Source organism: Mycobacterium sp. AMU20-3851 (assembly GCF_043974665.1).
GTDB lineage: Bacteria > Actinomycetota > Actinomycetes > Mycobacteriales > Mycobacteriaceae > Mycobacterium.
Window position 1 is genome coordinate 5,983,113 of record NZ_CP146371.1, and the last position, 21,234, is coordinate 6,004,346.

Genomic DNA, 21,234 nt, shown 5'->3' on the forward strand with positions numbered 1-21,234 from the left:
GGTGGCAGGCACAGGTCAGTCGACGAGCACGCCGTCGACGACGACCGGTGTGCGGTCGAGCGAAATACTGCAGCCGCGCATCGCGATGTCGAGGTGGGCGTAGGAGTCTCGACCGAGAAACGGGTGCGGTCCTGTAGACCACAGGAAGTTCCCAGCGAAAGCCCTTGCGTCCATGCCCATCAGCTCGTGTTTGCCGTACATTTCGGTGGCGAACCAGTCTCCGGTGCGCATCAGCCCCCAGCCCATGTGCGAGGTGTAGCGGGCCCACTTGTCATCCGAGTCGGACATGTACATCTCCAACAGTTCGGCGTCCGCACCGCCGCTGATCTTTTCGATGTGTCCGTCGGACACCTCGAGTACGACCTCCGATCGCACGAATTCCTTGAACGGAAGCAGGATGTCGCCGGGAGCCAGCACGATCACACCGTCCGACGACTGCGGCCAGAACAGGCACATCTTTGACGGCCAGTGATCCCAGCGCCCCGGGTCGTCGGAGAATCCGGTCTGGAAACCCGGATGACAGTTGTCCAATCCCACTGTCAGGTTCGTACCCCGGGCCGAGGTGACCGTCATCGTCGACGCCGAGCGCACCAGTTCTGCCGCCGCAACCACGTCGGCCTTGTCGTCGGGGCTCGGCATGTTGCGGGTGAGCACTTCCGGTGGGTCACACACGAACAGGATCCGGGTGCCGTTGTCGAGAATCGACTGCTGCAGCGGGGCATGGATGAACCCCTCGCGGGTCAGATCGACCACGAAGTCGGCATCCTTGAGCAGCTGTTGTGCGGTGGTGTCACGAAGGACGGACAGCAATCCGGGTCCAGCGCCGGTATGTGTCGACGGCGTGGGGGAAGGGCTGCCAGAGGGGACTGTCGCGACGATGACATGGGCACCGCACTCGCGCGCGGCGCCGAATGCTGCTGCGACATAGTCGGGACGGCTGCCCGGCTCGGCAAGCACGACCACGTGTTCGTCCTGGCGGACCTTGCTCAGTTCGAACTGCTTCTTGAAAGCATGAAGAAGATCGACGGACTGTAGGTCAAACATGACGGCTCTCCTGTGTTGGTCGAGTCAAGGACATGGTTTGCAGCGCATCCCGCAGCGTGTCGATGAATCCGGCGAGGCTGTCCCACGGCACCATGTGGCCGGCGCCGGCAACCGCGTACATCGGGATCTCGGGGTTGGTGTCGCCCAACTCGGCGACTGCGCTTTCGGGCACGACGGGACTCTGTCGGCCGTAGATCAAGGCCACGTTCCCGCGCAGGCGCTGCCAGATCGCGAAGAAGTCGTCGTGCTCGAAGCCGTAGTGCGTTTCGGCGACAGCGAGTGGATCGCAGTCGGCGAGCACCTCGACGCGCAGACGCAACTCACGCTCGGGCCAGGCCGGGAAGAAGGCGCGCACCTGATCCGGCGTGGTCCCGGCTCGCGCCTGCTCGATCTGTCGTGCGAAAGACTCGGCGCTCATCGGGTACGGCGCGCGACCCGGGCCGGATGTCGGCGGGTCGACCAACACCACTCGGGACTCGACGGGCTCCTGCTCCGCGGCCCACGCCGCGGCGATCCGCGCTCCGAGAGAGTGGCCGACGACAGTCGCGCTCTGCAGGTCCAGGGCGTCGATGAGCGCCGCGAGGTCGTCGCGGTAGTCGCCGAGGCGGTAGTGGCCCGACGCCGCCCGGTCCGTCTGCCCCCGTCCACGCAGGTCGGGTACGTGGACTCGGTACTCGGGCAATGCGGCCGCGATGAACTGCACCGTCTCAGCGGGACTGGTGATCCCGGGCACGAAGAAGAGATCCGATCCTTCGGCGGTACCGAAGGTCAAGACCCTATGCCGTAAGCCATTCGCGTCGATCATCCTGCTCACGCACTGTGCGAGCACCTCCTCGCGAACCGACCCGTTGCGCGCTGTCATCGCACCGGCCCAACCGGCTCGCTTCGGAGGGCACGTCCGCCTCCGGCGGCCACGGCGGGCAGGTCGAGCGCGCGCAGGATTTCCCGGGTGGTCGCGGTTGCCGCGGTGAGGACCGGCATACCGAGGCGATTCTCGACCAGCTCGACAGCGGGCAGCGACGGCATCTGCACACACGCGGACAACACGACTCCTTCGGCTTCCGACAGGTCGAGGCGTTGTGCGTGCTCGAGCAGCGAGTCGGGATCGAGCCGACCGACGTCACAGTTGTCAGCGACACCGAGCGTCACCCAATCGACGACATCGACGCCGTATCCGCGCAGATACGCGATCACGGTCTCGGTCAGTGCGGGCATGTACGGCGCGACCACGGCGACCTTCTTCAGCTGCAGATCGGCCAGGGTGCGGATGAGGGCGCCTGCGCTGCTGACGACCGGTGCCGCGCATCCTTGGGCCCGCACCACCGCGGTCAGCTGTTCTTCGATGCGCTCATGAGCGCCCGGGCCTGCGGCCATCACCGCAACCAGACAGGCGTACGCGATGACGTCCACCCGTGCGTCGGCCAGTTCGGCCGCGCAGCGATCGCCGTCGGCGACCATCGCCGCAAGTGACTCGGCATCGACCGTGTGCAGGCGAGCCCGGCTCGAGTGATAGGTGTGTGGCTCGCTGATTCCTGCCAGCAGTTGGGGGATTTCGGTCTCCATGGTGGTGTTCGAACTGGGCACCACCAGACCGATTCGACGCGGTGCGGTTGTCGCGAAAACCGGTGTGGCGAGGTGGGATTCGGCAGTCATGCATTACTCCTCTGGCTGGTAGCGGAAAGGTGGTCGAAGAAGCCGGTCACGTCGGTGGAGGTGATCACGTCGGCGTACTTCGACTGCAGATCGAACAGCGCGGCGTCGTGCGGCCCGGGCGCCCGATCACCGACGCAGTCACGCGGGACGAGTACCGGAAAGCCGTACGAGACCGCGTCGACGGCGGTCGCGCGGACACACCCGCTCGTGGTCGCCCCGCACACGACGACGGTGTCGACCTTCGCCGCGATCAGGTGCGACACCAGACCGGTACCGAAAAATGCGGACGCGTGGTGCTTGACGATCACGGTGTCGTCGCTGCTGCGGTCACAGCGTGGATCGATTTCCACGAGTGGGGATCCGGTCCTCAACGCGGCCATCCCGCGGGACTTCTGTAGCCATGTCGCGGCCTGACGCGGTGAGTCGTAGGCGATGGTGGTGAACAAAACCGGCGCCTGGATCGCGCGGGCGGCCGCGATGACACTGTTGGTGGCACGGATCTGTTCGGTCAGGTCGGCACCCGTTGCGGTCGTCGGGTCGGTGAATCCGATGCTGAAATCGACCACCACCACGGCCGGCGCCGTGCCACGCTCGAAGGAGCCGCCGAAGCCCGCCTGCTGGTAACGGGTGGATACCGGGTCGAGGGCCAGATCGCGCACGGATTGGTCCGGTGGTTCTACCTTTATTGGCATCATGAGTCCTTCCTTGGTCAAATGGAGGTTGCTATCGGCTGGCGGATGAATCTCCGTTCAGCAGCACTTTCCCAGGGCGCTGGACACGTCATCGAGGTGATCACGCATCGCGGTAGATGCGGCCTCCGGATCTCTGGCGGTGATTGCTTCGTAGATCAAGCGATGGCCGGCGACCGCGCGGTCAGACGGTGCGTAACTCGACCGATCCAACTTGCTCCGAAAATCGCGCAGGAGTGTGTACAGAGCGGTGTGTACCCCGATCACCGTCGGATTGCGTGTGGCGTGCCCGAGCGTCAAATGAAAATCGGTGTCAGCCGACTCGATTTCGACGTCGGGCACTTGCCGGTCCACCCGGCCTTCGAACGCGACCAGTGCTGCATGCAACAGATCACGACCCTCGTCGGTGGCGTTCTGCGCCGCCAGCGCTGCCACCCCCGGTTCGAACACGCGACGGAACTCCATGACCGATTCAGCCGCGGTGCTCGACAGTTCGATCACGGCGCGAAACGGCGCCAGCAGCGTCTCCGCCGACGGGTCTGCGACGAACGTCCCTTCCCCGTGGCGACTTTCGACAACCCCCAGCAAGTCGAGCTCCCGAAGAGCCTCCCGGATCGAGTTGCGCCCGACTCCGAACTGCTCGGCCAGTTCACGCTCGGGTGGCAGCCTGTCGCCGGGTTGGAGCTTGCGTGACCGCATCTGCGCCTGGAACTGCTCGACCACCTGACGCGATACCCGCCCCAGCTTCACCGCTGTGAACTCGGGACGGGTCGGATCGGACGCTTTGGCCATCAAGGATTCCTCGATCATCTTTGTTCGCTAAGGAGTGTGACCGCGGGAACTTACCGCGTTCGTTGTGATCTACGACGCAACAATAAAGGTCCTACCACCGGACCGCAAGGGGGAGTGTTGGACGCTAGCGGCAGTGACCTTCCTGGCCTCCGAAGACGCACGCTTCATCACCTGAGTAATCCTGCCCGCGACGCCGGCGTCTCCGCCGCCAGCGGCCAAGCCGATTCTTCTAAGCACTCAGCGTCCCGCAGCCAACTCATTGCCGACGCGGTCCCATACCGTCTGAACCGAACGATTACTTACCGGCCGTCAAGTAATGGAATAGGGGGAATATGGCTTCTATGGACAGCGTTCTGCCCGGCCCGGCCCTGACCGCCATAGGCGTGGCGATGATCCGATCGACCGAAAGTTGCCGCCCGGACGCGCTTTACCGCGATCCGTGGGCACAGCGATTCGTTGACGATGCTCGCGCATTCGTGTCGCCGACCGATTGGACGCAGGTGAGCACTCTGGCCGACCGGATGTATGAAAGCCGCACGATCGGTGTCCGATTAGTCGACGATGTCCTGCTCGACGCCGTCGCCGCCGGATGCGTCCAGGTGGTGCTGCTCGGAGCTGGTCTGGATACGCACGCGTTCCGCCTGTCTTGGCCGCGAGCTGTCACTGTCTTTGAAGTTGATCTGCCCGCGCTCTTCGACTTCAAGGAGCGCGTGATGTCCGGCGAGGATGTTCAGCCACAGTGCCAACGTCGCATCGTTGCAACCGATCTGAGATCAATCTGGGCGCCACAACTGCGAGACGCCGGTTTTGATGCAAATTTGCCGACCTGCTGGATCGATCACGTCGGCGTGAGCCTTCCGCGCAACGACGCGCTTCGCATCGCGAGCCGGGTCACCGAACTTTCTGCTACCGGCAGTCGGTATAGCGTTCCCGCCGTGACGACTGACGCGATGAAAGAGCTGATCGGCACTGTGGCAGGGGCTGAGCGGCTCTACCGCGGCGACACGCTACGCCAGCAGCAAAGCGGCCTCGGTGCACCTGGCATCGCAGATCTGCAGAGGACAGGCTGGACCGTGGAGTTTCACGATGTCGCAGACATCGCGACCCGCTATGGTCGACCACACGCGGGAGGTGCTGGCTCTGTCAACGTGATTGCCGTTCGCTGACCAAAGCTTCTACAAATCCGCCCGACAAACGCTCATCTGTCCCACAACTCTCACCCAATGTCTTCATCGATGGGTGCGAGGGTCCTGCGCGGGAAGAACCCGCGTCACAAAGTCCCACTTTCATATCCAAGCGGACAACGTGTAGACACCTACAACGGGATGTCGACATGAAACTCGGGAAGCCAGGAACCTGCCGGGTTCGCCGATGCCGCAGGGACTTCCGCAGGTGTGCACGACGACGCCGGGCTGAGACAGTATTTGCTGCCGTACGAGTTCGCACGCCGGGCGAAAGACCGGGACGCTGCGGTGATCGACTTCCTCTGGTTCACCTGCGGCGCTGCCGCCGAACTGATGGCGTGAGACCGGCCGGCCCTCGAAGACCGACCGGCCCGTTGGACGCACAAGTCATTGTCGCGCTCGCGTTTTCGGGTGCCAAAGCTCGCCGAAGCCGGCACCCAGGTCGGCACCGATCTGCGCCAACGCCACGTTCGCCACGGTGCTGTCGATCGTCACTACCGACGGCTCTCGGCGCAGGTCATGGTGAGTGCGGGACAGCTGATGCGGCGGGACTGCCCTGAGGTGAATGATGCCCGCGGACGTCGAGTTCTCCCGAGGCTATTCGCCGTCCGATGCCGAGTCGCCGTAGTCCCAAGACAGGGTCCGCACGGGGGTCACATAGATGTAGGTGGCACCCGGTCTCGGCTCGGTGGGCCACTCGGACTCCCGCACGCCGCGCGACCGGGCACCGTGCCGTGCGAGCTCCAGCGTTTCAGCGGCTTCCCGAACGATGCGCGCATGACCTTGGAACATCACGCCGCGGATATCCGCCATGGTGGAGCCGTCTTCGAGCATGACGCTCACGGCCGGGTTGCGCTCTATGTTGGCCACTTTGCGCGTGCCATCTCGCACACCCATGACGACGTCACCGCCCAGCCGGAAGTATCCCAGCGGCACGGTGTGTGGGAACCCGTCCTTGTCGATGGTGGTCAGGATCGCCCAGCCCGGACGGCTGTCAAGGAGCGCCGTGATTTCGTCGTCAGTCAGTTTGCGCGGCATGTGGCGAGGTTACTCGTGAGGCTGCTCTCGCCCGCAATGTGGCGAAAAGCTCCACGGCAAACCCCTCATTGTCGGCCAGCCACAGCAAGCGGCGCCGCTCACTTGCGGCTTCGGAGTTCTTCGAGGTCTAACGTTGGCCGAATGGGTTTGTTCAGCCATGAAGAGTTCCGGGACTCCGCCGACCGCGCTGTTGGCGGCGATCGCGGTGGTGGGATCGTTGAGAGGCCGCGCCGTACCGAGGTGGACGAATTCGGGGCGAATGATCCCGTCGTGGTAGGTCCGGGGTTGGCACCCGAGGATGGTTCGTGCGGTCAATTCGCCGTGCAGTTTCACGTGTCTACGTCAATGCTGATCGGGTTGAAACGTATTGCCGATATGCGTGGGGTCGGCGTGCCCGAGGTATGCCGCCAAGTGATCGGTGTGTTTGTTGCCCAGCAGGAAGGCGAATTGGGTGCGCTTCTTGCTGCTGAGTCCGAGGTAGCTGACTACCGGCCGAGTTTGGGCCACTCGTAGTTGAGTTCCGCTACGGAAGGATCGCGCGCACGAGGTCGAGCCGTTGAGACGCCTCGCAGTCTCCACTGAGGGGTTTGCATTCGGAGCCGAATGGGTGTTCCGGGCCTTGCATCGGCGTGCCCGTACGCCTAAATCGGCAAGCACCTGCTGCCCGCCGCTGCTGCAGCCCGCCAGTGTGGTGGTGGGTGGTGATGACACATGTGTGTTGCGTGGACGCCCCGAGTCGCTAACGCGCCATATTCGTGAACCGCGACAAGTGCAGCTGGTGTGCCACAGTGATATTCGCCGTCGGGCCGTTGCGGTGCTTACCCAGGATGATGTCGGCCTCGCCGCCGCGCGGGTCCTCCCGGTCGAACGCGTCCGGCCGGTGCAGGAGCATGACCATATCGGCGTCCTGCTCGAGCGAGCCCGACTCACGAAGATCGGAGACCTGCGGGCGTTTGTCAGTGCGCTGCTCGGGACCACGGTTGAGCTGACTGATCGCGATCACCGGCACGTGCAGTTCCTTGGCCATCAGCTTGAGGCTTCGGGAGAAGTCCGAGACTTCCTGCTGGCGTGAATCGTATTTCTTACCCGAGCTCATCAGCTGTAGGTAGTCAACGACGATCAGTTGCAGATCGGCCTTCTTCTTCAACCGCCGCGCCTTGGCCCGGATCTCCATCATCGTCAGGTTCGGGGAGTCGTCGATGTACAGCGGTGCCTCGCTGATCTCGCTCATCCGCCGCGCCAACCGCGTCCAGTCGTCGTCGTTCATCCGGCCGGCGCGCATGTCGCCGAGTTTGATGTTGGCCTCGGCCGAGAGCAGACGCATGACGATCTCGGACTTGCTCATTTCCAGCGAGAAGATGACGCTGGCCAGACGGTGTTTTATGGAGCAGGACCGCATGAAATCCAGTCCCAGCGTGGAGTTGTGCGTCGGCACCATGGCGCGGCTCGCCAGATACATGTGGCTGTCGTTGTCCACCTCGACGCACCGAACAGGCACGGAGGCCACCGGCCGGACATCGACGATGAACCGCGAGCCACGGCGAGCCGAACCCCTGTTGGCACGGCGCTCCTTGTGCAGCAACGCCTTCCGCTCCAGTCCGAAGACGATGTCGTCGGTGGAGAACGTCAGCGTGTAGGCGGTCGAGGAAGCCTCCGTACGGCCCGAGACCCGCTTGGTGGACATTTGGCAGCAGTAGCCCAGGCTCACGATCAGTTCTTCGACGTCGGTGACCAGCCGGCGGTCGGTGACGCTGAACTGCACCGAGCCACCGTTGGTCACGGTGCCGTCGGTGTCGAGCAGACCGGCGAGCAAAGCACGTCGCTGCGGCTCCGAGGCGCGCAGGTACTGGACCGGAATGTGCTTGTTGCCCAATACCCCAATCGTGCGCAGCCGGGCTTGCAGCGTGCGATGCGCGACGATGCCCTCCGCCTCGATGCGCATGATGATTTCCGGGTCAGCGGAGGTGATCTGCGCCGCGGCACTGGTGCCGTCACCGAGCCAGGCGCCCAACGTGTAGGGCGGCACCAGCAGGTCGGCTTCCGTCCCCGCCAATGGTTCGGCGTTGACCACCGAATGGTTCAGTCGCCGATCCGCGGTTTGGCAGCGAAGCGACCCGGCGATTTCGCCGGTCGTCCGGATCTCTGCGAACGTCCGCTGGTTCTTGTAGCCGTTGTATCCGGCGGCCGCCGCCTGTGCCGATGTGCGGGAGGCCCGGGTCTCGGTGAGCCACTGGTGCTGCTCGTCGGCGACGATCACGGTGCCGTCGGAGAACTCGACCTCGTAACACGGGCGGTCCGACATCACCTCGGTCGCGGCCACCACCCGCGTCGGCAGGCCGTCATCACCGATTAGTTCGTCACCGACCGCGACATCACCCATGGTGGTCCAACCGGTCGGCGTCGGCAGCGGCGTATCCAGGGCCAGGGCCTTACCCACACCCGGCCGCGCCGCGATGATGATCATCTGCCCGCCGTGCAGACCGTTGGTGATCTCGTCGAGGTCGACGAACCCGGTCGGCACGCCCTGGGAGATGCCACCCGAGGACGCGATGGCGTCGATCTCGTCCATCGTGGGCTGCAGCAGGTCCTCGAGCGCGACGAAGTCCTCGGACTGGTTGCGGCTTTCGGTCACGTCGTAAATTTCGGCCTGCGCGCGGTCCACGATCTCGGCGACATCGGCGCCGTCGGCGCCGGCATAGCCGTACTGGACCACCCGGGTGCCGGCCTCCACCAGGCGGCGCAGCAGTGCCTTCTCCGCCACGATGGTGGCGTAGTAGCCGGCATTGGCGGCGGTGGGCACGGTGGAGATCAGGGTGTGCAGATACGGCGCCCCACCGACCCGACGCAGCAGCCCGCGCCGGTCGAGATCGGAGGCGACGGTGACCGCATCGGCGGGCTCGCCGCGGTCGTAGAGATCGAGGATGACCTCGGCGACGTCCTGGTGCGCGGGGCGGTAGAAGTCGCTGGGCTTCATCTTCTCCAGCACGTCGGCGATGGCGTCCTTGGACAGCAGCATGCCGCCGAGCACGGCCTGTTCGGCCGCCATGTCCTGGGGAGGCTGCCTGCCGATGTCCTCACGTGGCGGTTCCTGCAGCCCCGGGTCACCGGCATGACTGAAGTCGTCTACGACAGCCACGAAGCGTCCCACCTCCCCCAAAACTCAGTCGAACACATATTCGAGAATAGCCGTCGTCAAGCTACGCCGCACCTCTGACAAGCGGGCGCGGCGGCGACTGCGACGGTTAACGTAAGGCTTTGCTACACGGCTTGCAACCGGGCCCTGTTGATAGACCTGTGGATGGCGTGTGGACAGCTTCGGTCAGCGGTGTTGACGGGTTGGGGAGAACTTGTGGACAAACTTCGGATTTCAACGATGGTGTCCAGGTCAGCCGGCATTTGTGATGGGGAAGACCTGTGGACATCAAGTCCTACGGCGTGTCGGGCCGGGTTGACAGTCCGGGCGTGTTGAGTTGCGTCTGGAAGCCGGACAGGTTAACAACCGGTTGACGTTGCTGTGGGCAGAATACGCCAAAATGTTCGCTGCACAGAAAACGCCCGGATGGTAAGCGGTGCGCTTACCATCCGGGCGTTCTGAGACCGGCGGGGTTCTTACTCCGCGGTGACGTTCAGCGACACGGCGGCGGAGACGCCGGGGTGCAGCTTCACGCTGATCTGGTAGGTGCCGGTGGCCTTGATGTGGGCCTTGGGCAGCTCGACGGTGCGCTTGTCCAGGTTCGGTCCGCCGGCCTTCTTGATGGCCGCGACCACCGCGGACGGGGTGACCGAACCGAACAGCTTGCCGCTGTCGGCGGCGGCCTTGACCGCCACGGTCACCGCGCCGAGACCCTCCAGCGCGGTCTTGAGCTCGTTGGCGTGCTCGACGCCGCGAACTTCCTTGATCTCGCGGGCGCGACGGATCTCGGAGGCCTGGCGCTCGGCGCCGCGGCTGGCCACGATGGCCAGACCGCGGGGCAGCAGGTAGTTACGGCCGTAGCCGTCCTTGACCTCGACCGAGTCCCCGGCGATACCCAGGTGTTCCACCTCAGCGGTGAGAATCAGCTTCATGGTGTGTCTCTCCCCTACCGCGTCGACGAGCCGAAGGGCAGCAGAGCCACCTCACGGGCGTTCTTGACGGCGACGGCGACGTCGCGCTGGTGCTGGACACAGTTGCCGGTCACCCGACGGGCACGGATCTTGCCGCGCTCGCTGATGTAGGTGCGCAGCAGCGCGGTGTCCTTGTAATCGATGATCTGGTTCTTGCCCTTCTTCGAGCAGAACACGCACTTGCGGGTCTTGACCGGCTTTTCCGGTGCAGGCCGCCGCTTGTTGGTCTTGGCCATGGGTCAATCTCTTTCTTGAAAAACGCTGATTTCTGTCAGAAGGGCGGTTCGTCGTCGCTGCCGCTGTAGGAACCGGCCGCCGGGGCGCTGCCCCACGGGTCGTCCTTGGGCTGCTCGGATCCGCCGCCGCGCGGGGCACCACCGCTGTTTCCGCCGCCGAACCCGCCGCCGCCACCGCCGCCACGGCTGGCCTTGTTGACCTTGGCCGTGGCGTAGCGCAGCGAGGGGCCGATCTCATCGACCTCGAGTTCGACAACGGTGCGCTTCTCACCCTCACGGGTTTCGAAGGACCGCTGCTTGAGCCGACCGGACACGATCACCCGCGAACCGCGGGTGAGGCTCTCGGCCACGTTCTCGGCTGCCTCCCGCCAGATGTTGCAGCGGAGGAACAGCGCTTCGCCGTCCTTCCACTCATTGGTCTGACGGTCGAACGTCCGCGGCGTGGAAGCCACGGTGAAGTTCGCAACGGCTGCACCCGACGGCGTGAACCGCAGTTCGGGGTCAGCAGTCAGGTTTCCGATAACAGTGATGACGGTGTCACCAGCCACGAGGTCCTCCTGGGCATCTGGTCTTCAGCGGCGTATGCGTACAAGGGCAGTCGCAGGCGAGCCTACGGAACTGCACCGACGTACACGTGTTGTCGCGCGACTTGAACGGACTAGTGCTTGTCGGTCCGCATCACCTTGGTGCGCAGCACGGACTCGTTCAGGTTGAGCTGGCGGTCCAGTTCGGAGACCGTCGCGGGCTCAGCCTTCACGTCGACGACGGCGTAGATGCCCTCGGCGTGCTTGGCAATCTCGTAGGCCAGCCGGCGGCGGCCCCAGATATCAACTTTGTCGACAGTGCCACCGTCCTTGCGGATGACGTTGAGGAACGTCTCCAGCGAGGGAGCTACGGTGCGCTCGTCGAGTGTGGGGTCAAGGATGACCATGACTTCGTATGGACGCATAAGGAACCCATCACCTCCTATGGTCGTTGCGGCCACGGCGTGTCCGTGGCAGGAGGGTCGCCTGCGTCGGCAACCGCTCCAAGGTACAGGAAATCCCCTGGTGAAACGAAATCGGGACCCCACCCGCCGCAGTTCAGGGCAGCACGAGTGTCTTCAACGCTCGGCGACCGTCCGCCGCCTCCCGCAGCGCCTCCTCGATGCGGTCGAGCCGGTGCACGGCGACCGGGAACCGCGACAGATCCACCGTCTGGCTCTCGACGATCCGGATCGCGTGTGCGACATCGAGTGTGGAGTAGACCCGGGTGCCGGTCACCGTCTTCTCCGACCGGGACAGATCTTGCAGATCCAGCCCGACCGGTTCGCGCTTGTGCAGTGCGACCAGCACCACGGTGCCCCGCACCCGCGTGTGCGCCAGCGCTGCCTGGGCGGCCGGTGCCACACCCGCGCATTCGAACACGACGTCGAAGACCGCGCCCTCGACGTCGGCCAACGCGGCAACCGTGGTCAGGCCCAGCCGGTCCAGCATGGTGCGACGGTGTCCGTTGGGTTCGGCCACCACCACCTCGCCGGCCACCGATCTCGCGAGCATCGCGCACAACGCGCCGATGGGGCCTCCGCCGACGACCGCGACGGAGTCCGCCGCGGTGACGGTGACGCGGCCCATCGCGTGCACGGCGACGGCCAACGGTTCGACCAGTGCGGCGACGTCGAGCTCGACGTCGCCGCGCACCGGGTGCAGCTTCTCGGCTTTGTACGCGGTGAATTCGGCCAGCGCGCCCGGCTCCTCGACACCGTAGAGTCGCAGGTCCTCGCAGACGTGGGCGGCTCCACGCAGGCAGGTCACACAACCGCCGCACGGTAACAGCGGCTCCGGGATCACCCGGTCGCCCACCGCGAGGCCGGTGACACCGCCACCGGTGGCCACCACCGTCGCCACCGACTCATGGCCGATGATCTGTCCCACCGACGCGCGCGGGTGCCGGCCGGCGATGATCGTCAGGTCCGACCCGCACAGGCCGACGCGCTCATTGCGGACCAGGACCTCGCCCGACCCGATCTCGGGCACCGCGCGGTCCACGACCGCAACGGAGCCGGGTCCGGCGTAGATGACCGCGCGCATCACATCACCGCCGTGGTACCGCCGTCGACGAACAAGATCTGCCCCGTCACGTAGTCAGATGCCGCCGAGGCCAGAAACACCACAGGTCCGTGCAGATCACGCGGAGTGCTCCAGCGTCGCATCGGTGTCCGACGTTGCACCCAGGCATCGAACTCGGGATCGGCGGCCAGTGCGGTGGTGAGCTCGGTCTTGACGTGCCCCGGCGCCAGAGCGTTGACGCAGATCCCGTGCGGCGCCCATTCGGCGGTCATCGCCCGGGTGAGCATCCGCACCCCGCCCTTGGCCGCGCTGTACGGACCGACATCGGGGCGGGTGATCTGCGCGGCCAGCGACGCGACGTTGATGATCTTGCCACCGGCCCCGCGGGCCAGCAGGCGGCGAACCACCTCGCGGGACACGATGAACACCGACGTCAGGTCAGTGCGGATGACCTCGTCCCAATCCTGCTCCGCGAGGTCCACCAGCGGGCCCCGCCGTTGCACGCCGGCATTGTTGACCAGGACATCGATGTTCCAGCCGGCCTCGTCCAGCACATCGAGCGCGTCCCGGACCTGTTGTGCGACAGTGACATCGAATACGGCAGGACGTGCCTGCCTCCCAGCGGCGTGCAACTCGGCCACCGCGGCATCCACCTTCGCGCCGTCGCGACCGTTGACGACGACGCGGGCCCCCGCACCGGCCAATGCCTCAGCGATGGCGAAACCGATGCCGCTACCGGCACCGGTGATCAGCGCGGTCCGACCGGTCAGGTCGAACAGGTTCACAGCAGGCCCCGGCCCGCCAGATTGCGCATCAGATCGGCGGTACCGAACGTCCATGGTTCGCAGTTGTCGCTGGTGCGCACCCGATTGACCAGGGCACCGAGCTCGGGGGCGCTGATCGCCACCAGATCGTCGATGTGGTGTGTGAACCCCAGTCCCGGTTCGCCCCGGTCCTGAACCGGGGCGAACATGGTGCCGAGAAACAGCACACTGCCGTCCGGGTACTGGTGATGGGCGCCCATCAGTTGGGCCACAAGGTCTTCGGGATCACGGCTGATGAACCGCATGGAGGAACTGCCGTCCAGAACGAAACCGTCGGTGCCCTCGACCCGCAGCTGCACCTCGGTGCTGCGGACGTCGGCCAGCCCGAAGCCATCGTCGAACAGCCGGATGAACGGACCGAGCGCCGCCGACGCATTGTTGTCCTTGGCCTTGGTCAGCAGCAGCGCCGACCGCCCCTCGAAGTCCCGCAGGTTGACATCGTTGCCGAGCGTGGCACCGATGATCCGACCGGCGGACGAAACGAGCAGCACCACTTCGGGTTCGGGATTGTTCCAACTCGATCGCGGATGAAGACCTACGTCCACGGCGGTCCCAACGGTGGCCATCGGCGAGGTCTTGGTGAAGATCTCGGCATCCGGACCGAGGCCCACCTCCAGATACTGGCTCCACGCCCCCTCGGCCATCAGAGCGTCCTTGAGCCGGGCGGTGGCGGGCGATCCGGGCCGCAGGTCGGCGAAATCGGTGCCGACCAGATCGGCCAGCTCAGCACGCATCTGGTCGGCCCGGCCGGGATCACCACCGCAGCGCTCCTCGATGACCCGCTCGACCATGGACACCGTGAACGTCACGCCGGCGGCCTTGACGGCCTGCAGGTCGATCGGACTGAGCAGCCGGGGTGCCCCCTCGGTGCGGCGTTCCACCGGTGTGCCGGCCAGCGTCTCATCCACGGTCGCCAGCACGGGGCCATCCGCGGCCCGCACCGCTGCCGCCGGTTCCGGGTGCTCCCCCAGATCACGCATGGTGGGGAAAACCGTTGAGATGTCGATCAGTTCGCCACCGCGGACCGTGACCACCGAGGGCCCCTGCGGGCCGTACACGCGACCGACCAGGGTGGCATCAGCCGATTTCGGAAGGGTGGTCTGCGCGGTGGGCGGCCATACCGTCACGGGGCTGGGAAGTGCGGTGCTCACTGTTCTCCTTGCTCTGGACGCGTCAACGCCGATGAAAGACCGGGGTGCGCCGCTCGGTGAAGGCCAGTCGGCCTTCGCGGGCGTCTTCGGTTGCGAAACAGATGGTTTGGAGGTCACGCTCGTAGGCCAGCGCCTGGTCTTCGGCCATCCCCGGTGCGGCCCGCAGGTTGATCTTGGCGGTCTCGACGGCGATGGGTGCCCGGCTGGCGATGGTTTCGGCGACCTGTTGTGCGTGGGCCACCAGGAGGTCCGGTTCCAGTACCTCGGTCACCAGATGCCAGTCCTGTGCCCGCCGGGCATCGATCGGATCTCCGGTCATCAGCATCAGCGCGGCATTGCTGGCACCCGCCGCCTTGGACAGCAACGCGGACATGCCGCCGCCACCGATCCAGCCGAGTTTCACCTCCGGAGCACCGAGTTTGGCGGTGTTGGACGCGAACCGGATGTCACAGCTGAGCGCCGTCTCCAAGCCGCCCCCGAGGGCGTAGCCGTTGATGGCTGCGATGGTGGGTTTCAGACAGCGGCGCAGCGCATCGCAGTAGTCGGTCCGGTTCCGGAAGTCCCACGGGCTGGCATAGGCATCCAACGCCGTGATGTCGGAGCCGGCACTGAAGGCTCGGTCGCCCGCCCCGGTGAGAACCAGCGCACGCACCTCGTCGGACCGGTTCACCCACTCGATCACCTCGCCCAGGGTCGCCGCCATCGCGGGAGTCATCGCGTTCAGCTTGTCCGGGCGGTTGATGGTGACGGTCAGGACGTGCCCGTGCAGACCGGTCTCGATCTGCGCCGAGGACGGGACGTTGGTCATGCGTTCTGCTCCTCGATCTGCCGGCTGCGGTGGTGTAAATCGGTCAGCTCGTCGGCGAGGGTCGCCGGGTTCGTACCTCCGAAGACCGCCGCTCGGACCCGTTGTGCGGCCTGCTGCTGGAAGGCCACCGCACCGTCGTGGCACGGGCGGATCCAGGCGTCGTCCATCGTGGCACGCGTGCCGACATAGAACCGACCAGCGCCGGCGTTGACGTCCGGGTCCTCCCATGCCGCCGCGGCAGACGGCTGACCGGCGTGACGCGGTATGAAGGACCGCTGGACGGATTCCGACATCAGCCACCGAATGTGTTCACGCAGCGCATCATCGGGTTCACACCGGGAGCTGATCGCAATGCCGGTGCCGCCCAGTACGGACCCTCGCCGGCCGGACCGTCCGCGCGGAGCATCGTGGAAGCGCACCGGCCGGGCCACCGCATCCTGGCTGTAGTTGACGTAGCCGTAGACGTGCGGGCAGTACACCGGACCGCCGGGGCGCGACATCTGATCCAGCACGGTGATCGGGTTGTGGATGGCGGGGTGGTCGGCCTGCACGTCGACGAAGACGGCGATGGTGGCCAGTGCCTCGGCAATCGTGTCGGGCGAGATGAAGTGCTGCGCACCGCCGCCCGGTTCCTCGCCCTGCCCGACAGCGATGGAGCACAGTGTCAGGAACAGGTGCGGACCGGTGGTGGGCAGGACCGCGGGCACCTCGCGCGCCAGCGCGACCGCCTCTTCCCAGGTGTCAGGGACCGGCAGCCCCGGCTCGGCCAGCGCCGACACCTGGGTGGCGGCGTCCAACGGCAACGCCCACGACTTCCCCTCGGCCTCATAAGATTCGAAGGATCTGCCGACGGTCGCCCGCCGCCACCCGTCCAGTTCGGCGGCGTCGAACACCTCCTCGAGCGCCCGGAGCGACCCGTGGCGCAGCGCCTCCCCCTTGTGCGGGTGATCCAGCACCAGCAGGTCGTAAACGGCGGCATTCTCGGCGATGGGTGCCGACTCGAACCCCTCCAACGGTTGGACATCCCAGGCGATGGAGCAGGCCGGCGCGGTCGGCTCGGTGACCGCGGCACGCAGGGCATCGGCACCGCGCGGATGGTCCCACGTCAGTCCGCGGTATCGACGGCTCATTCCCGCAGCTCCTCGGGAAGCCCTGCGGCAGGGACGTTCTGGTAGGCGACCGGCCTGGCGAAGCGCTGCGCGGCGGCCGTACCGACCGACGTCGAGATCGATGCGGTGGTCGCCGGCCAGGGTCCGCCGTGCTGCTGCGCGTCGCTGACCGTGACCCCGGTCGGCCACTCGTTGTAGATGACGCGCCCGGCGATACCCGCCATCACCTCGAGCAGAGGCTGAGCGTCGGGATCCAGCTCGGTGGTGCCCTGGATGGTCGCGGTCAGCGCTCCGCCGACGGACGCCACGACGGCGAGTGCCTGTCCGATATCGGTGTAGGACACCAGGACCGAAGCCGGGCCGAACATTTCGGTCGTGACGATCGCCGGGTCGGCCAGCACCGCGTCCGCGGTGGTGCCGAGCAGCGTCGGGCCCGGCGCGGCATCGGAGCCGGGGACACGCGCGAGGACCCGCACATCGGGATGCCCGGACAGTCCGGCGACCGCATCCTCGAATCCCTCACGGATTCGCCCGTTGAGCATCGGGTGCACCGTCGGCAGCTCGCAGCTGTCGACGAAACCGTCGAGATCCGGTACCAGGACGACGCCCGGTTGCGTGCAGAACTGACCCGCGCCGAGGGTGAACGAGTTGGTGAAGCCGGCCGCGATCTCGGCGCCGCGTTGCTGCCAACCCGCCGTGGTCACCATCACCGGGTTGGTGCTGCCCAGCTCGCCGTAGAACGGGATGGGATCGGGCCGCGAGGTGGCCAGATCGAACAGGGCGCGGCCGCCGGCGAGGCTGCCGGTGAACCCGGCCGCCTTGATCCGGGGATCCTGAATGGCGGCCACCCCGTCCTGGCGGCTGCTGATGACGGCGAACAGTCCGTGCGGGGCGCCCACCGACGACAGTGCGTTTTGCACGACTTCTGCTGTGGCAAGCGATAACTCGGCGTGGCCCTCATGGGTCTTGACCACGACCGGGCATCCCACGGCCAGCGCACTGACGGTGTCGCCGCCGGCGACACTGAACGCAAACGGAAAGTTGCTCGCCGCATACACCAGCACCGGTCCGATCGGCACGTGGCTGCGTCGGATGTCCGGGCGCGGGCCCATCGGCCAGTCGGGGTCGGCCGGGTCGATACGGCTGTCGAGCAGATCACCGGCCGCAACGCGATCGGCGAACAGCCGCGCCTGAAACACCGTGCGGGTCAGCTCACCGCGCAGCCGGGTCTCCGGAAGGTTCGTCTCGCGGCCCGCGATGCCGATCAGGCGGTCACCGTCGGCCTCCAGACCGTCGGCGATGGCGCGCAGCCATTGCGCGCGCGCGGCCGACGTGGCGTTGGCCGCGGGCCTGCGCGCGGCATCGGCGGCGGTCAGGATGGTGTCGAGACCGGTCATGTGATCACTCCTGTTCGGGTCGTCGGTCGACGGCAAGGATGTGCCGACAGACCAGTACCGTGTTGCCGTGCTGGTTGACCCCGGTGTAGGCCTTGGTCACCAGCCCGATTGCGGTGTTGCGGGGGTGGGCGGCGACGTCGACCACTTCCGCGGTCGCCCGGATGACGTCCCCGGCCAGAACGGGTGCGGGAAAACGGATCCGGTCATAGCCGTAGGCGACGGCCCGCCGGTTGTGTTCGACGGTCAGTCCCACCACCACAGCAAACGTGAGGACACCGTGGGCGAGCACACCGCCGAATCGCTCCGTGGCGAACGCCGGGTCGACATGCGCCGGGTGGTCGTCGAGCGAGATCCTGGCGAAGTCGGCGATATCCTGCGCGGTGATGGTCGCCGTGCCGCCGTCCTCGATCTGGCCCACCCGGTATTCATCGAACCAGCGGTCGATCAGCGGCCTGGCGCTCATTCGGCGTGATCGGTGGTCAGCAGCGAGGTGTCCCGGTGGATGGCGCCGTCGCGTTCCAGCTCATCGAGTTCGGCGTCGGTCAGGCCGATCTCGGCAAGCACCTCGGCAGTGTGCTGGCCGTTGACCGGGGTGGGCCGGTAGACGTCCTGCCGGCTTCCGCTGAGCCTGAAGGGAAAACCGGGAGTGGTGACGGCGCCCTCGGTGGGATGTTCGTAGGTGACGAACGAGCCGTTGTGCACGACCTGCGGGTCCGCGGGCAGGGTGGCGTAGTCGTGGACCGGTCCCACCCAGATTCCCTTCTCGCCGAGCACCGCCAGCCAGTGTGCGGTCGTGTGGCGCGCGAGGTTCTCGGTGACCAGGGCCGAGATCTCGTCGCGGTGGGTGAAGCCGTCGCGTTCCGCATCGAAGGCAGTGAATCGCGGGTCGGCGAAAGCCTCGGCAAGGGCCGGCATTTCGGCGAAGGACAGCGCGATGTAGTCATCCGAGGTGGGGTAGATGCCGTACGGAGCCCGGATGTAGGTGTGTGCGTGGATCTCTTCGGTCGGGGTCTGGGCGACCTGACCGACCGTCGATACGCTCAATTCCTGCATCTGCGCGGCGACGATGGTGTCGAGCATGTTGACTTCGACCAGTTGCCCCTCGCCGGTGCGCTGGCGGTGGAACAATGCGGCGAGCGCACCTTCGAACGCCGAGCTGGCGGTGAACGCGTCGACCATGAAGAAGGGGGCCGGCCGCGGCGGCTCACCCTTGCGCCCGGCGCTGGCCAGGCCGCCGCTCATGGCCTGCAGCAGGATGTCCTGTCCGGGCCGGTTGACATACGGTCCGCTCTCGCCGTAGCCGGACATGCTGACATAGACCAGGTCCGGCTTGATGGCCCGGAGCGAGTCGTAATCCACGCCGAGCCGCACCGCCACCCCGGGCCGGTAGTTCTGCAGGAAGACATCGGCGGTTGCGACCAAGCGCCGCAAGGCTTCCCGGCCCGCCGCGTGTTTGAGGTTCAACGAAACGGATCGCTTGTTGCGGTTGAGCGACAGGAACGACGCGTTGATCTGGTTGCCCCTGGCTCCACCGGCGGACACGTGGCGCTGCCACTCGCCGTCGATCGGTTCGATCTTGATGACGTCGGCACCCAGATCAGCGAGTTTCTGCGTGGCGAACGGACCCGCCATCGCGATCGACACGTCGATGACCCGAATTCCTTCGAGGGCCTTCATTACAGCTCCTTGCTCGTGGCGGCAGCCGTCACCGGCCGCCGGCGCATATTAGCGCTAACACTTCGGACCATCATATGTTCAGAGCGCCTGCGCGTGCCTCCGCTCGGCATCGCCGGCCGCCACGTGGTTGAACCTGTCGTCGCTGTCCTGATCGCCATCACTGCGATAGCGCTTGGACAGGTACACCGAAACGAAGGCCACCACGGCCATCACCACCATCCAGGTGGCCACCGGCCACCAGTGCCTGGTGGCCGAGAACATGGCCGTCGCGATCAACGGTGCCGTGCCGCCCAGCAGCGCGCCGCTGACCTCGCGGGCGAAGGCCACGCCCGAGTAGCGCATTGCCGGCGGGAACAGCTCGGCCAGGAACGCGGCCTGCGCGGCGTAGCAGGTGGCGACCGCACCCACGAAGCAGATGACCAGCGCCGCCACCGTGATCCCGGTGACACCGGTGTCGATCAGCATGAACATCGGGAACGCCCACACGACGCCGAATCCGGCACCGAACATGAAGAGCTTGCGGCGGCCGATCCGGTCACCCAGTCGCCCGAAGAACGGCATGAACACCGCTCCCATCGTCAGCACCACGACGTTGATTCCCAGCGCCGCCATGGCCGCGATACCGATGTCGTTGGTGAGGTAGCTGAGCGCCCACACCTGGGGGATATAGGAGAAGCCGGACAGCATGAAATTCGAGCCCAGCGCGACGGCCAGCCGGCCCTTGTCAGACCTGAAGAGCTCAAGCAGCGGGATCTTGGCCGTCTCGTCCTCGTTCTTGACCTGCTCGAAACTCTGCGTCTCGCTGACCCGTCGCCGGATGTACATGCTGATCGCCAGCATGACCAGACTGAGCAGGAACGGGATGCGCCATCCCCACTCGAGGAACTTGTCGCCACTGAGCCAGAGCGCCACCTGGAAGGATCCGAGGCCCAACGCCGATCCGATCCACACGCCGGCCCCCGACCAGGACGCGTAGAAACCGCGGTGGCCCCGGGGAGCGGACTCCGCGGACAGGATGATCGCTCCCGCGTACTCGGCGCCCGCGCCCAGGCCCTGGGCGATCCGCAGCACCACCAACAGGATCGGCGCGGCGATGCCGATGCTGTCGTAGCCCGGCAGCAGGCCGATCAGCGCCGTCGACACGCCCATGATGCCGAGCGTGACGACCATGACCGGCTTGCGGCCGATCTTGTCGCCGAGATGCCCGAAGACCACACCCCCGAACGGTCGCGCGAAGTAGCCGACGGCGAAGGTGGCGAACGAGGCCAGCAGCGCAGTGGTGGGATCGGTACCGACGAAGAAGTACGTCTTGAACACGAGGGCGGCCGCGGCGCCGTACAGCGCGAAGTCGTACCACTCGACGAGGCTGCCGACGGCTGCCGCGGCGGAGGCCCGGCGGGCCTGCCGCCGGTTGGGGGTTGGCGCTGTGGTCATGCTGGCTCTTTCGGTTCGGATTGGTGCGGTACGCCGAGAGGTGAAC

At 66.2% G+C, this 21,234-nt stretch carries 23 protein-coding genes; 3 read left to right on the top strand and 20 right to left on the bottom strand.

Annotated features, from left to right (window positions below; translation table 11 throughout):
* Window positions 1-15 precede the first annotated feature (15 nt).
* The 5 genes from V4U86_RS28775 to V4U86_RS28795 form a co-directional block, all read right to left on the bottom strand.
* Complete coding sequence (locus V4U86_RS28775) at window positions 16-1,044, bottom strand: hypothetical protein (protein ID WP_395309220.1); 1,029 nt, start codon at window positions 1,042-1,044, stop codon at window positions 16-18.
* Window positions 1,037-1,816 (bottom strand): alpha/beta fold hydrolase, encoded by a 780-nt coding sequence (locus V4U86_RS28780; RefSeq protein ID WP_395309221.1) that lies wholly within the window; start codon window positions 1,814-1,816, stop codon window positions 1,037-1,039. The genes V4U86_RS28775 and V4U86_RS28780 overlap by 8 nt, the downstream gene beginning before the upstream one ends.
* Window positions 1,817-1,902: 86 nt before the next feature.
* Window positions 1,903-2,697 carry a maleate cis-trans isomerase family protein gene (locus tag V4U86_RS28785; protein WP_395309222.1) on the bottom strand — a complete coding sequence of 265 codons (795 nt, stop codon included), beginning with the start codon at window positions 2,695-2,697 and terminating at the stop codon, window positions 1,903-1,905.
* Window positions 2,694-3,389, bottom strand: coding sequence for an isochorismatase family protein (locus V4U86_RS28790; RefSeq protein ID WP_395309223.1), 696 nt, complete (start codon window positions 3,387-3,389; stop codon window positions 2,694-2,696). The genes V4U86_RS28785 and V4U86_RS28790 overlap by 4 nt, the downstream gene beginning before the upstream one ends.
* Window positions 3,390-3,446: 57 nt before the next feature.
* Complete coding sequence (locus V4U86_RS28795; protein ID WP_395309224.1) at window positions 3,447-4,196, bottom strand: FadR/GntR family transcriptional regulator; 750 nt, start codon at window positions 4,194-4,196, stop codon at window positions 3,447-3,449.
* A gap of 323 nt (window positions 4,197-4,519) precedes the next feature.
* On the opposite strand from V4U86_RS28795, the gene V4U86_RS28800 reads away from it, so the two are divergent.
* Both V4U86_RS28800 and V4U86_RS28805 read left to right on the top strand, forming a co-directional pair.
* Window positions 4,520-5,344, top strand: a complete 825-nt coding sequence (locus V4U86_RS28800; RefSeq protein ID WP_395309225.1) for an SAM-dependent methyltransferase — start codon at window positions 4,520-4,522, stop codon at window positions 5,342-5,344.
* Between the two features lie 228 nt (window positions 5,345-5,572).
* Complete coding sequence (locus tag V4U86_RS28805) at window positions 5,573-5,704, top strand: hypothetical protein (RefSeq protein WP_395309226.1); 132 nt, start codon at window positions 5,573-5,575, stop codon at window positions 5,702-5,704.
* A gap of 255 nt (window positions 5,705-5,959) precedes the next feature.
* On the opposite strand, the gene V4U86_RS28810 is transcribed toward V4U86_RS28805, so the two are convergent.
* Window positions 5,960-6,400 (bottom strand): pyridoxamine 5'-phosphate oxidase family protein, encoded by a 441-nt coding sequence (locus V4U86_RS28810; protein ID WP_395309227.1) that lies wholly within the window; start codon window positions 6,398-6,400, stop codon window positions 5,960-5,962.
* A gap of 141 nt (window positions 6,401-6,541) precedes the next feature.
* Here V4U86_RS28810 and V4U86_RS28815 point away from each other — a divergent pair, with 141 nt between their 5' ends.
* Complete coding sequence (locus V4U86_RS28815) at window positions 6,542-6,913, top strand: hypothetical protein (RefSeq protein WP_395309228.1); 372 nt, start codon at window positions 6,542-6,544, stop codon at window positions 6,911-6,913.
* 226 nt (window positions 6,914-7,139) lie between these two features.
* On the opposite strand, the gene dnaB is transcribed toward V4U86_RS28815, so the two are convergent.
* From dnaB to V4U86_RS28885, 14 genes are all read right to left on the bottom strand, one after another.
* Window positions 7,140-9,536 (bottom strand): replicative DNA helicase, encoded by a 2,397-nt coding sequence (gene dnaB, locus V4U86_RS28820; protein ID WP_395309229.1) that lies wholly within the window; start codon window positions 9,534-9,536, stop codon window positions 7,140-7,142.
* A gap of 473 nt (window positions 9,537-10,009) precedes the next feature.
* Complete coding sequence (rplI, locus tag V4U86_RS28825; protein WP_395309230.1) at window positions 10,010-10,465, bottom strand: 50S ribosomal protein L9; 456 nt, start codon at window positions 10,463-10,465, stop codon at window positions 10,010-10,012.
* A gap of 14 nt (window positions 10,466-10,479) precedes the next feature.
* The gene (gene rpsR, locus V4U86_RS28830) at window positions 10,480-10,740 is read right to left on the bottom strand and encodes a 30S ribosomal protein S18 (RefSeq protein ID WP_395309231.1); all 261 of its coding nucleotides are present in this window, start codon (window positions 10,738-10,740) and stop codon (window positions 10,480-10,482) included.
* Between the two features lie 35 nt (window positions 10,741-10,775).
* Window positions 10,776-11,288, bottom strand: coding sequence for a single-stranded DNA-binding protein (locus V4U86_RS28835; protein ID WP_087028715.1), 513 nt, complete (start codon window positions 11,286-11,288; stop codon window positions 10,776-10,778).
* A gap of 110 nt (window positions 11,289-11,398) precedes the next feature.
* Window positions 11,399-11,689, bottom strand: a complete 291-nt coding sequence (gene rpsF, locus V4U86_RS28840) for a 30S ribosomal protein S6 (RefSeq protein ID WP_073858449.1) — start codon at window positions 11,687-11,689, stop codon at window positions 11,399-11,401.
* 133 nt (window positions 11,690-11,822) lie between these two features.
* Window positions 11,823-12,809: a zinc-dependent alcohol dehydrogenase gene (locus V4U86_RS28845; RefSeq protein WP_395309232.1), complete on the bottom strand. Its 987-nt coding sequence runs from the start codon at window positions 12,807-12,809 to the stop codon at window positions 11,823-11,825.
* Window positions 12,809-13,573, bottom strand: a complete 765-nt coding sequence (locus V4U86_RS28850; RefSeq protein ID WP_395309233.1) for a glucose 1-dehydrogenase — start codon at window positions 13,571-13,573, stop codon at window positions 12,809-12,811. Before V4U86_RS28850 ends, V4U86_RS28845 begins: the two co-directional genes overlap by 1 nt.
* On the bottom strand, window positions 13,570-14,763 hold the full coding sequence (locus V4U86_RS28855; RefSeq protein ID WP_395309234.1) for a fumarylacetoacetate hydrolase family protein: 1,194 nt from the start codon (window positions 14,761-14,763) through the stop codon (window positions 13,570-13,572). Before V4U86_RS28855 ends, V4U86_RS28850 begins: the two co-directional genes overlap by 4 nt.
* A gap of 22 nt (window positions 14,764-14,785) precedes the next feature.
* Window positions 14,786-15,571 carry an enoyl-CoA hydratase/isomerase family protein gene (locus V4U86_RS28860; protein WP_395309235.1) on the bottom strand — a complete coding sequence of 262 codons (786 nt, stop codon included), beginning with the start codon at window positions 15,569-15,571 and terminating at the stop codon, window positions 14,786-14,788.
* Window positions 15,568-16,701, bottom strand: coding sequence for a hypothetical protein (locus tag V4U86_RS28865; RefSeq protein WP_395309236.1), 1,134 nt, complete (start codon window positions 16,699-16,701; stop codon window positions 15,568-15,570). Before V4U86_RS28865 ends, V4U86_RS28860 begins: the two co-directional genes overlap by 4 nt.
* Window positions 16,698-18,077, bottom strand: a complete 1,380-nt coding sequence (locus V4U86_RS28870; RefSeq protein WP_395309237.1) for an aldehyde dehydrogenase (NADP(+)) — start codon at window positions 18,075-18,077, stop codon at window positions 16,698-16,700. Before V4U86_RS28870 ends, V4U86_RS28865 begins: the two co-directional genes overlap by 4 nt.
* 4 nt (window positions 18,078-18,081) lie before the next feature.
* On the bottom strand, window positions 18,082-18,540 hold the full coding sequence (locus V4U86_RS28875) for a MaoC family dehydratase (RefSeq protein WP_395309238.1): 459 nt from the start codon (window positions 18,538-18,540) through the stop codon (window positions 18,082-18,084).
* Complete coding sequence (locus V4U86_RS28880; RefSeq protein ID WP_395309239.1) at window positions 18,537-19,754, bottom strand: CaiB/BaiF CoA transferase family protein; 1,218 nt, start codon at window positions 19,752-19,754, stop codon at window positions 18,537-18,539. The genes V4U86_RS28875 and V4U86_RS28880 overlap by 4 nt, the downstream gene beginning before the upstream one ends.
* 78 nt (window positions 19,755-19,832) lie before the next feature.
* Entirely contained in the window at window positions 19,833-21,188 is a 1,356-nt protein-coding gene (locus V4U86_RS28885; RefSeq protein ID WP_395309240.1) for an MFS transporter, read from the bottom strand.
* Window positions 21,189-21,234: the final 46 nt, after the last annotated feature.